Annotated in this window: 3 protein-coding genes; 1 reads left to right on the top strand and 2 read right to left on the bottom strand. The window is 61.9% G+C overall.

Annotated elements, in window-relative coordinates:
* Positions 1-20: 20 nt before the first annotated feature.
* On the top strand, positions 21-803 hold the full coding sequence (locus G6N44_RS12680) for a hypothetical protein (RefSeq protein ID WP_163664443.1): 783 nt from the start codon (positions 21-23) through the stop codon (positions 801-803).
* Positions 804-1067: 264 nt separating this feature from the next.
* Here the strand turns inward: G6N44_RS12680 and G6N44_RS12675 are convergent, their stop codons facing one another.
* Positions 1068-7529 (bottom strand): DEAD/DEAH box helicase, encoded by a 6462-nt coding sequence (locus G6N44_RS12675; RefSeq protein WP_163664441.1) that lies wholly within the window; start codon positions 7527-7529, stop codon positions 1068-1070.
* A complete protein-coding gene (locus G6N44_RS12670; RefSeq protein WP_163664439.1) occupies positions 7522-12735 on the bottom strand; it encodes a RecQ family ATP-dependent DNA helicase in 5214 nt (1737 codons plus the stop codon). The genes G6N44_RS12675 and G6N44_RS12670 overlap by 8 nt, the downstream gene beginning before the upstream one ends.
* Positions 12736-12875: the final 140 nt, after the last annotated feature.

Genomic DNA, 12875 nt, shown 5'->3' with positions numbered 1-12875 from the left:
AAGTTTGTAGGGGAGGCTTTGTGTCCGAACTGAATCTCCCCGATCCAGCGAACTGGGCCAAAGCAGGCAAGCACGCGGTGTGGGCGGGATTCGTCGTGTCCGTGGGGATGGTCTACTTCGTTGTCCGGGGGATCCTGGCTGGACTGCGCGGCAACTACTTGACGACGGTTTTGATTCTCGGATTCATCACGTTTCCAGTCCTGATGATGGCTGCGCTTCTGCTGGCGGCAGCCGGCAAGACACAGACGCGGACCTCCAGCGACGCAACGGGGCTCACCGTGTGGCCGGATAAGCGGTTGAGCATGCTGTACTTGATAGGACTGGCGGCGATCGGCCCCTCCGCCCTGCTGCTCGCGTTCTTCATACCACGCGGTTTGATCGACATTCCCATGTCGCGAGGGCTCCAAATCTTCTCCCCTGCGCTGTTCATAGCGGCTGCGGTGTTCGCGGTCATCGGTCTAATTAGCTGGATGCGGCGCGGCGGAGTCGGATACCTCAAATTCAACCCGGCAATGGTTGAGATCGCCGACGTGCTCAAAACGGGGACCGTGGAATGGGATGACATTGTCGACGTCAAGGATCATTCCGAAACCAAGGACGGTAAGAAGGCTGGCAGTTCGGTGGTGTTGTGCCTACGTGATGGCAGCGAGAAGGTGATCGGCGGCCTGAGCCTCTACGTCCCGACGGGTGTGTCACTGTATTGGTTAGTTCGGCACTATTGGCGGCATCCCGAGGATCGGACGGAGTTGCTGGACTCGCGGGCTCCGGAACGGTTGCGCGACGGACGATTCGATCTCACGTAGCGTTACGATCCGAGGTATTCAGATAAGTTGCACGGTTCGCCGACCCGACGAGTAATCACCGAGCGAGCCCATACTGATGGAAGCTGGAGCTGTGAGGGGACAGATCAACTGGACCACTGCGACGGGCTCACCTCGACATGACGATCTACTCACACTCAAACCTGGCACTGATCGCGCTATGCCGATGCGAACGGGCGGCCAGGTACTGTTGCGGTGCTTGTGGTCTCGGGGATCCGTGATGGCCGGCATGGTGTCAAACCACCGCTACTCATTCGGTGGAGTTGACCCAGAACCAGCCAACCTTTCGTTCAAGAATGCCGCGCTTGCGGCGTGGGTAACGATTTGTCCGTCCTTATCGGGCACGTGGCGCGTCCACTGATCCTTGGATAGCTCGAACACTACGGTGTGTTGCGGATCGGTGCCGATGAGCATTCGACGGGTCATGAAGAGTCGGCCGTGTTCACGCGCTTCTTTGCGCGTGGGCGACCGCGTCGTGATGCATGCGGGGCACAGCGAAAGCTCGCCGGTGGTCCCTCGCGCGCATCGCTTGCAGATCGGCATCGTGCAGCATGTACACAGCAGCATTCGGTCGACACACTCTGCGCAGGTCCGGCCGCCGCAGTATTCACACGGTGGGCTGTCCACCCCAAAATGGCCCTCGCGATCGATCATGCCGACGTCCATCGCATGACCGGTGGCTTTACTGACTCGCCGCGCGTCTCGTTGGCCGGCCGCGAGTTGGCGATCGTAGTGCCATTCTTGGCCGCCGTAAACTGTTACAAGTTGCTTGAGTTGAGCGCCGATGGTGAGCGTGGTCTGAGGACCCACGGCGCCCAATGTCTGCTCGAGAGCAGCGGCGAGCCGGGCCGAGAGCGGCTGAGCGTCAGGTGTTACGACGCTTGCCGTCGGCGTCCAAGCCGCTAGTGCTGCCCATGTGGTGTCCGCCCCCATACGGGGTCCCGCTGTCAGCGCTCCTACGGGATCAACGTTGAGCGTAGGCGATGATGCGGCGTTCGTGACAGTGGAGAGTCGGAGCTTCGCCGGGTCGGTGAACGCCGAGACACCGTCTGCGTCACCAAGTCCCATCGAACGCGACAGCGCTGTTGCCGCGGCGGCATTCTCCGACGGCCTGATCACGTACCAGTCGACTTGCGCCGCGCGCCGAACCCCAAGGACTCGCAGCGACGCCAGGCCGAAGATCGCCGCCTCGGCATGCTGCCCGATTGCATAGGCATACAAGCGCGGCGCCGGTTGCCATGCTTCGGCTACCCACGTCGGTAGGGCTGCATGATGACCTCGACTCCATGCGGCCATCTGGCGATGAGCACCAGATCCGTCCACTGTCACTTCGAGGATGCCTGCCGGTGTTATCGCGACGTCGTGGCCGTGCCGCTCCCATCGGAGACGCAGACTCGTCGCGGTGGGTTCCTGCAAACCCTTGAGGATCTGCGCAACGGCAGGTGGCGTGCGGGGGATGGTGTCGGGAAGTGTCGCGGCAGATGGCAATTCGTCGACCGCCAACGACGCAAGGTTCTGATCAGGTCTTGTGAACACCGTTGCGCTTCGCTCGGCAACCTGAAGCTCGGAGCTAGACCAGGTGGCGTGGAAGGTGCGTTCGGTTTCCAACACGAGATGAGGATCTGGGAGCGCCGTTTCGGGTACGAGTACCTCGTGGATGGGCACCATCTGGGTCCTGTACTTTGCGCTAGCCGCCAGCCTCAACCGGTAGTCGAAGTCAATCATGTTCCGGCCGAAGGCAAACCACTGCGCAATCGATCCGTGTCGAATGAGCGCCTGTTCGGCGGCGCCACCGCGAGTCATTACTACTACTGTGGCATCCGCGTCTGTTCCGATGAGGACGGAGGCGCCCACCGCGGCCAGCTCCACCGGCAAGCCTTCCATTTCCTGTCGTGTCGCCACGTGCAGGTCAGAGCAGGCTGGGCATACTTCGCCGACTCGGCATGCGCCGCACGTATTGCGTTTGCACACAGGACAGCTGGAAACCTGGGGATCTCTACCACAGTCTGAACAGGCGAGGTTGTTGCATAGCAGGCAGTGGTCTCGGGAGACAGTGTGGACGGAGATCGAACACCGTCGGCACACTGAGGCTGAACAGCCGGTGCATTTGATCGCGGCAAGGCCCCCGACCGAATCGCAGGCCCTGCATGCCCAGGAATCGCACGCTTCGCATCGTTCTGCCGTGCCGGCAGCGTAGAAGTGACCGTCACGGCAGACACCGAAATCGGTTTCATGGATGCCGATGTCGTCGAGTTTGGGAAAGACCGGTTCGCCGTCGAAACTGCGGTACTTGTATATCGCCCGGCTATGGCCCTGCCACGTTTCGGTCACCTCGAACCCGTTGCAAAGCAGGTCCGTAAACGGTCGCTGCGCCCGGCTCAGGAACGCTTGCTTCAGTACATCTGGTAGTCGCGCCATACGATGTGCAGCACGTTGGTTCGGTTGCACACCGAATGTCGCCAATGTTGCGATGTCGGCGGCAATCGCGTTGAAATCGGATTCAATTCCGACGTGTTCGACGACCGGTTGGATATCGCGCGACACCAGGGTGCATTCGGTTGGCGCCGGGAAGGGGCCCTTGATGGACTGCGCCTCATCGAGGCGCTTGCCGAGCCGTCCTCCGGGCTTGCCACGTGAATCAAGATAAGCGAAGGAGCCTAGTTGATGTGGCAGGGAGGTCTCATCGGGGCCGGCGAGCCATTCCTGTTCGCTACCCAAGTAGCTGGGCTTTCGAATGCTCACCAATATTGCTTCGTTCCGTGCCTGAATTGACAGGCGTACGGGCTCCAACGCCGCCGTGGCGAGCGTGGACGTCTTCTCGGCGTGACCACGCCATTGAAGTTGAGAATATTCAACCGTATTCGTCGTGAACGAACCATCATTGTCGACCGACGTGACTTCCTTCACCATGCGGTCGGCTTCCAGGTAAAAGTCGGTGAACCTCGAACGGCGGGTGACGAGGATCGTAGGGGGAGCCGGCGGCGGAACGTTGCGCCGAAGATTTTGAAGCACGGATTCGAGCCGGAATTCCTGCTCGGTTCGGACAGGCGTGTCCGAATACTTGGGTAGGTCAGCAACAGCCTTGCTGTCGATAGCCGTGCCCACAGTGTCAGCGAGAGAGAATTCGATGTCGACGGCGGTCGCCGTGCCTATCCTGACTCGCGTTTCGTCTGAGTGAGGGGGCTCATGTGTGAGGTCGCGAAAGGCCAGTCCGCAGTCGAACGGAAGCTTGTTTTGTGCAGCGTACGAACGGATTCGCGCTCGCTCGCGATCGGCGATGTCTTCCTTCGAGAGCAGAGTTTCCGTCCATCCGCTGGGGCGGATCAGTTGCGCTACTCGCCCACCGACCAACAATGTCGCCCCATGGCTCAACGTCCAGGCGACCGCATATTCCTCGTCTAGCTGCGGCGCGCGAACCGGTGTCGCACATCCGCTGCACAATCCGCTGGTCTTGGTGCGACATGCGCGGCAGGTGGCCGTGCCGCATATCGGGCAATCGGCGAAGACGGCGTCGTCACCACACTCTGTGCACAGGTACTTATCGCAAGATCCGCAATGGGTTGACTCTGATTCATCGATCCAGTGCGCTCCGGAGCAGTGGGCCAGCACCTTGATCGGCTTGCCAGATACGTCACTCTCGACGACTGGAGCAGGCAGACCCCACTCGTACGTCAGCTCTCGCTCGTCACCACTGGGGCCGGCCCACGTCTCCTCGACAATCCAATCGTCCTCCTCCAGCGTCACGGCAAGTACTTTCGCCCTGGCACGGATGTCGGGCTGTCGACTCAGACGCTTCTCCTCGGAACGCAGCGCCTTGGTGAGCCGTGCTTTGTCCTCGTAGGTGGCTTCATCGATCTGTGCGCTGTAGCCCTTGGCAATTCGTTTCAGCTCGTGGGCTTGGTCTTTCGTTACCTGTTTTTCTCTGTCACGACGTAGCGATTCAAGTTGGCCGGCCGCCGACTTCTCGAACTGGTCAACAACTTCCGATGGCGTGTTGAACACGGCGGGGAGCGTTTCGCCGTCCTGCAGCGGACGGCGGGGCAGCCGTTGTTTGTTGTGGCCATTGATATCAGCGGTGATCAGATGCTCGGACGTTTCGGCTTCACCGATAGTCGCGCGGAAGGTCGCTTGGCCGCTCCACGAGCCCGACGGAATAAGCCTGCGCCGTACGAGCGTCAGTGTTGAAGCGTGTTTGTATGGGCTAGGCCCGATGTCGTCGGGAATGACCGGGACTGTCGCATGCATGTCGCCACGCATCCGCAGAAGGCCGAGCAGTTCGTCGAAGACCGGTGAGCCAACTGCACAGAGCTCCGCGTCTGGATGCTGTTCGAGCCCCATCCGGTCGAATGCGAGATGCATGACGGTCCGACCGCCGAGTTCCTCTTCGAACTCCTCGTCGAACTCGGCGGTGAGGAAGGCGCCGTCGCCTTCGCCGGTGTCATGGAGCAGCCTTGCATCCAGTGCCTTGAGGACCTTGCGTGCCCACTTCTGTACGCGCCGCTGACGCATCCGCGCACGCTCGCTCACAGCGGGCGCCAATTCGCTGCTACCGGCCTTGGTCAGATCTTTTCGATGCTCAAACGCCGACGCCATCCAGTTGCTCAGGCCGCTGTCGGTGGCGATAAGCGTGGACGCACGGTCGCGCGCTTGGGCGAGCTCGGTGCCCAGCTGGGTGAGCAGCCCTTGCATTTTAGAGTCGTTGTCGGCGAAAAGTGCTTCCATGACCCGTGTTTCGAAGGATGCTGATTTCGAGTCGTCGAGCTCGCCGAGGATCGTGGTGACTTGTCCGAACAGTAGCTCGAACATCCTCAGCTTCAAGGCCAGCAACTGATAGACACTCTCGTCGATGGTTCCCCGTGCGTAGAGATTTGCGACGAAGACTTCGTCTTTCGGCTGTGTCAGACGGTCGACACGGCCGATGCGTTGCTCGATGCGCATCGGGTTCCACGGGAGGTCGAAGTTCAGCACACAGTTGCAGAACTGCAGGTTCTGACCTTCGGCGCCGGCGTCGGTCGAGATCATGACCGGTGCTTCGCCCGACCTGAAGGCAGCGATGGTCTTGGCTCGCTCGCTCGGGGACATCGATCCGTGGAACGAACGCGCGTGCAGCCCCTCGGCATCCATCCGGCGTAACAGCCCAGTGACCGTATCTGTGTGCTGGGTGAAGATGAGGACGCGTCCGTGCTCGCGTACCCAGCCGCGGGTGATCTCAAGGGCCTTGTTCTCGCGGGCTGATCCCTGGATGTCCATGGCGAGGTGGCCGACTTCACTCAGGACAGAACGGACCCGAGGATTGGGATGGCGCTCAGCCATGCGCATCGCAGTGGTCCCCATCGAGAAGGGGCTGGCCGTCAGTCGCAGCGCCAGGCTGCGTCGACGCATGGTGTCTCCGCTGTCGCGCATGACATTTCGGAGCAGATCAGTGCTCAGCGCATACAACTCGCGTTCACGGGGACCGAGATCGACGGGTACGTCGACTGCGACTCGTTGCACCCGGTCAACGCCGGCTTGGGCACGAGTGGTGCGGATCATGGCGCTGCTGATCAACCGGCGCAGCGCTGCCGGGTCATTGGGCGTGCGCGGGTCGGACGACTTCATGAACTGTCGTTTGAAGTCGTTCACCGACGTGAATGTGCCCGGTCGCAGCAGCTCCACCAGTCGGTATAGCTCAAGTAAGTCGTTCTGGACCGGTGTTGCCGTCAGGAAGAATGCGTACCGGCAGGCGGTCGTCAAAGCGGTGATCAGCTCGCGCGTCTTCTTAGCGTTCTTCCCCGCTGCGCGGTGAGCCTCATCGACGATAACGATGTCCCACGGTTTCGCAGTAAGTTTGTCGATGGCCCGAGTGCCCAAATTCAGGGTGAGGATCAACTTGTCTTGCTTCCCGACCTCCCGACTATTGAGCGCGACATCAAATGTGAGGTCGAACTTGTGGTTCATCTCTTCGCGCCACTGTTCGCGCAGGGGAGCAGGGCACAGGATGAGGACCCGCTTCGCCAAGCCCCGAAGCGTCAGTTCTTTGATGGCCAGACCGGCTTCGATCGTCTTGCCCAGGCCGACCTCGTCGGCTAGAACCGCGCGTCCACGTAGGCGCGACAGCGCGTGGCGGGCAACGGCTTCCTGATGGGGCATTCGATCGACATTGGCCACATCGACGGCGAGAAGCTCATCAAAATCGTCAAGGGTGGCCAGCTCTTCGCCCTGCAGGCGAAGTTCGACGATTTCGAGCGGATCAAATCCGGCGGCCTTCAGTTGCTCACCAAGAAGTTTGCGCGCCTCCTTGAGAAACCCGATGGAGTTGCCGGGGCTGGACTTCCAATCGTATTCGGAGTCGGCGTGGAACTGTCGGTCCACCGTTCGCCGCCGCTCCACCTTGGACACTTTTAGCTTGGGGACCACCACCACGGGTGGGTGCACTGGGGGCGTGATTGGTGACGTTCCAGGCGGTAGCAGCAACAGCCGGTACACTTCGCCGACCTGGCGCAGTCGGAGAAGACCCCGGTCTTGGCCGTAATCCTGCAACCGCTCGGTCAACAGGTCGCCGGTGAGTTGTCTTGAACGTCCACTCCATTGCACGTGGAAGGGCTCGCCTTCCAGTTCGAAGCTGAGCGTGGTGCTGTGTTGCGGCAGCGCCAGATCCGCGGCCTCACGTTCGGTGAGTGTGAGCTCGCCGGCTTCCAGCAGCTGCTGAGTGATTCGTTTCTCAATCATCGTTCTTCACCGTCATTCCGAGTGTCTGCGCGCCGAGAGAAGTGAGCACCAGAGATTGATACGGGGTCCGCGCGCCCTCACGCTGCACCGATTTCCGTTCGATGAGACCGTCTCGCAAGAGCTTGGCGACCGCATCTTCCCAACGCTTTTGGCCGTTGCGGACGTGACGGAGTGCACCGAACTGAGGACAGCTGAGGACGCCTGCCCCGAGTGGCCGCCCTTCACCGAGGGAGTCTTTGCCGAGGACCGCGGCGCTCAAGCTGGCTTCCCCATAGAAGCCCTTGCGATAGGCCGATGACCAAGCGACTGCCTGCAGCACGGTCAGCTCGGCGTTGACGAGCAGTTCGGGGTCGGCGACCAGATGGTCGGCCAGTGATGCCCATGGCGCCGATCCGCCACTGCAGTGGTCGCACTCCGCTATGTCACGGCTGGTGCAGTTGCCGACAGTGTCCCCGAAGTGACGCCCGACGACGATGCGACGGCAGTCGGATTGGTTTGTGGCGTAATCGATGATGGCCTGCAACCGGCGCTGTTGCCAGTGTTTCCAACGTGCCGATTCGCGCTCCAGCGCCTCCTGCGAAGCGTGGGTCGAGAGCAGTTTTACCCGCCGGAGCCTGCGCGAGCTGGAGAACGTGATCAGCCTGTCGAGTGACCAGGCGATCAGTTGTTCCTCCAGTGCGTCAGGGTCATAGCCGTGTTTGTCTTTGAGCTGTTGGAAGTCGAGTTGGAGACGGACATTTGGGCGTGCCCGGAACTTCTTGTAGAACAACTCGCGGAAGAGCCGACGCTCGGCCTCGTCGTCGGGTTGGTGGAAGCCGACATCGACGGTGCCTCTCGCTGAGCAGTCGAGGCCGAGCTTGAGGGCGCCCACACGCTCGAGTTGAGCAAGGTGGACGTTGATCTCGTCGTCCTCGATCTCGAGTCGGTCAGCCAGTTCATCGATATCGAAAACCCTGCTGTCACCGCGATCGGGGCATTCCCACAGCGCCGTCAGCAGGCGTTGCGTGATCGCCGCATCGGCTTTCGATTCGTGGGCGCTGATGAGGCGATTCCGTCGACCGAGATCGGCCTTGGTGTACAGCAGCAGGCACTCGCCGGTGATATTCGGAGCCCGCGCCGCTCGGCCGGCCTCCTGTGCGTATCCGTCGAGTGAGTCGGGCAGGTCGTAGTGAGCAACCCAGCCGATGTTGGGTTTGTTAATGCCCATACCGAAAGCCTTGGTTGCCACAATGATTCGGGTCGTGTCCGAATCGAAGTCCTCTTGGGCGGCGTCGCGTTGTTCGGGAACCATACCGGCGTGGTAGGGCCGTGCAGGATGGCCCGCACGGCGCAGCATGGCGGCGATCTCCTCGGCCAATGAGCGTTTCGACACGTAGACGATGCCCGGGGTGTCGCCCGACCAGGTGACGAACCGCAACAGTTCTCGAACACGCTCTCGCTCGTTGCCGCATTCGATCACCCGGAACCGCAGGTTCGGACGGTCGCTGGGCTCACGTACCGTCGTCGGATCGTGCATGTCCATCGCACCGACGATGTCGGTCGCGACCTCGGGGGTGGCGGTCGCCGTCAGGCCTGCACGCGGTGGACGTGTGTCAAAGCTGGCGACCGAGGTGGGGACCTGACGGAATTCTGGGCGAAAGTCGTGCCCCCATACCGAGACACAGTGGGCCTCGTCGACAACGACACCGTTGAGTTGTTGGCGTCCTAATGCGCGACGCAGCACCGGATCTCGGGCAAGTCGTTCGGGCGAGACATATAGCAGCCGAACCTTTCCATTGGCGGTGTCGCGAAGAATCTCGCTCTGCACTACACGTGATGTCGTTCCGGTGATGCCCTGAACAGGTCGAATGCCGCGGCGTCCACGTAGATCGTTCACCTGATCTTTGATCAGCGCGATCAACGGGGAGACGACGACGGTGGCGCGCGCCTGTGGAGCGAGCAGTGCGGGTAGCTGGAAGCACAACGATTTGCCGAACCCAGTAGGCAGCACGGCCAGAATGTCTTTGCCTTGGGCGATGGCAAGCATGACTTCCAGCTGCTTGGGGTGGAGATTGGTTATCCCGAAAAGCTTTTCGGCGGCTTCGATGAACTTCGCGGTGGGATCCTCCCCCTCGACGAGTCGCAGCTCCTCCAGCATCTGGGTCACGTCGTCACGACCGAACGTGATCGCGGACGACAGGTCGGGTGCCGCACCGGTGACGAACTCGATGGCGGTGGTCCAGGCATCATCGCGGTCTGTGGCCTCGTGGAGGCTGGGCCCGGGCAGTGATCCGAGGAGAACCCGCTGGGCCTGCGTCGGTGAGTGCAGTCGGCGGTCGCACACCAGGGCAGCGCCCTTGTCGGTTTCGGAACGGATGAGCCGACCGAACCCCTGGGTGAACTGAATGGCCGTCATGGGCAGGATGTATTCCAGGAACGGATCCCCACCGCGCTCGGCGATGGCCCGCTGGCGAGCGGACACGAGAGGATCGTCGGGGTGCGGGTAGGGCGGCTTTTCGATGAACAGATACGACAGGGTTTCGCCGGGAGCGTCGAAGCCTTCCCAGTATGACTTCAGTCCGTATAGTGCGGTCCCTGGTTCGGACCTGAACCGATGCGCAATCTGCGTCCGGCCCTGCTCACCTTGTACGAGAAGTTCGACGCCGCGTTCGGCCAGCTCGGCAGACTTCGTTCGGACGCCGTCGGCGACGGTTTCCATCCGTGAACGGGCTGCGAAGAGGGTGAGCGTCTTGCCGCCCGCCAGTGAGAGGAAGCCGGCCTGGTCGGCGGTCATCTCCTCGCAGAATTCTCGTTCGTTCACGGGGATCGGGATCGGGAGATGGTTGGTGAGAATGACTTTCGACTGTTGCTTGTAGTCGAAAGGGGAGCGCAGCGTCAGCCCACGGAAGGAGCCTTCGACCGGGTCAGGGTTGATGCTGATGCCCAGCCGGGAGGCGAGGTAATCGAAGCGATGCTCGACGGTCAACGTTGCCGAGCACAGAACCGTCGAGTGGGTCCGATCGACCACGTGCTGCTGGAACTCGGGGAACACATGTATCGGGAGGCGTTCGAATGCCCATGCGGCGGGGTCGTCTTCGTCGGCCGCGAGCCGGTAGACCCAAAGATGGCTGTCGGGCAATGTGCCCAGGGTGCCGAGCAAGTCGATCGCATTGTCGATGCGTTCTGCATATCCGCGTAGGCGTTGTTTTGCGGAGTTCAGCCCACTCGTATCGGTGAGTGCACTTCTCAGGGCGGCGACCGCTTTGGCGAGCTGAATCAGTGCGTAGCGCACAGACGCGCCGGTTTGTCGAAGCGTTCGGAATTCGGGTCGGTTGGTGACAACCCCTGACTGAAGGACCGCCGCGTCGGCCTTACCCGCATACTCGTGTAGGTAGGTGTCGATTGCTCGGGCGAATTCATCACCAGCAGAACGGATCTGGCTAGATGCAGTGGTGACGGCCTGAACGGCTTCACCGACCGTCGGGCCTCCACCGGCTTTCGACCGGATATCACGCAGGAGTCGCGAACGACGAGACAAGACGTTGACCAGGATCTCGAGCTCGATCGCGTCGACGCGTTCCGTCCACGCCGCGGTCAACGAATCTTCGAGGGTGTGCGCCTCGTCGAAGATCAGGTCGGCTCGGCCCTCGTCGAGGACATTGCCCGGACTCCGTCCGACTCTCACCCAGCTGGCAATGAGTGCATGGTTGACGGACAGCACGCCAGGCGACTTGTCGAGGTCTTCGATCTGCTGCATCAATGGGCAGATCGAAGACCACTTGCATGACGCACGGTCGCAACCTGCCGCATTGGTGCGCAGTCGGGCCCGGGTGCGGGCATAGCGAGTGTCGGGGCGACGGATCACTTCATCGGTGACGTCATCCCAAGTGCCGGTGGGTGATTCAGCGATGGTGCGGAGCGCCACCGCGGCTGCCAGCCCAGAGATTTCCTTGTCCGGCAACGCATCTTCGAGTTCGCGTGCGCAGACATAGTTGCTCACGCCCTGGATCTGCCGGAACGGGGCAGTCAGCAGCTTTTCGTATTGGAGCCGTTTGGCTTCATCGCGCAGCTGGCTTTGGAGCGCTTTCGTTGCTGTGGCGACAACGACCGGTTGACGGGGGCGTGATGCGCGGCCGAGCGCCGGCAGCAGGTATCCCAGCGACTTGCCGGTACCGGTCGGTGCCTCAACGGCAAGCCTCCCGCCGGCATCCAGCACCTGGGCGACAGCGTGGGCCATCTCCTGTTGTGCAGGACGAGGGCGGAGGTTGCGGCGCTCGCGCAACACCGGGAAATTGTCCCGAGTGGCCGACCATGCATCGGTGGTCGCGTGGCCAGACGGGACGAGGAGTGGATCGGGCGGGCGAGTCAACGTTTCGATGTCCGGTGCTGCTTGCAATGCGGGCAGCAGCAAGGCCAGTGGACTGCTGTGGGTTTCCAGTGTGGCGATGGCGAGCGGCCAACTGGGGTCGTTCATGTCGACGGCGGCCAGCATCTCGCGGGCAACCGCGGCGGTCGCCGTGGCGTCCGACAGCGCGCGATGAGGCTCGTCGTTGCGGATCCCGTAGTGCTGGGTCAGGTCCGCGAGTTGGCGATTCGGCATCGCCACATCGACGAGCAAGGACAGGTGCAAGGTGTCGGCAGATTGAGGGAACGGCGGGCTCTCGATGCCGGCGGCCTTCGCGGCGTCCTTGAGGAACGGCAGGTGGAACGCGAGCAGGTTGTGACCGATGAGGAGGTCGACGTCCTGCAGAGCAGTGGTCAGTGTGGCCACTGCATCGGCAAAGGGCATTGCCGGACGCAAATCATCATCGGGCGTGGCCACTGCGATGTCTGCCAGTACCGTGCCATCGAGGCGAATCAGGGCAATCTCGGTGATGAAGTCCGTGGTTCGGTTCAGACCCGTCGTCTCGATATCGAGCACCGCCACGCGGCCGTACGGAATGCGCGTCGTGTTCGGGACGTACCAGTCGTCATCGGCCGCGGGGCCTTCCGACTGTTCGTTGCCGCTCTCGAAGCCGGCAATCGCTACTCTGATCAGCCCGTCTGCTGTAACGCCAAACCGGCGCGGAAATCGATCGGGCAACAGTTGCAGCCGCTCCAGCGGCTGATTGAAACCCTCTGCGCTCAGCCGTTCCCTCAAGTCGGTGGCAACAAGTGGCCCGAGCTGAGCGAGGATGCGGTGCGCCGCCTCGATCGCGGGAGGCAGCGGGCGTTCTGGCGTACTCATGGGCAGGCTGAAGTAATGCGCGCCCGCAACGGCGGCTGCGCCACGAGGCAACGAACTGCGTGCACCCTGACCACCCCCGGCCTAACCTCGAATCGCCCTATGCGGCCGCGTCAATATCGAGCGGTTGCGCGAACCATACT

The organism is Mycolicibacterium alvei (assembly GCF_010727325.1).
Taxonomy (GTDB): Bacteria; Actinomycetota; Actinomycetes; order Mycobacteriales; family Mycobacteriaceae; genus Mycobacterium; species Mycobacterium alvei.
Note: the sequence above shows the minus strand (reverse complement) of the source record. Positions and strands in the feature narration are given on the sequence as shown.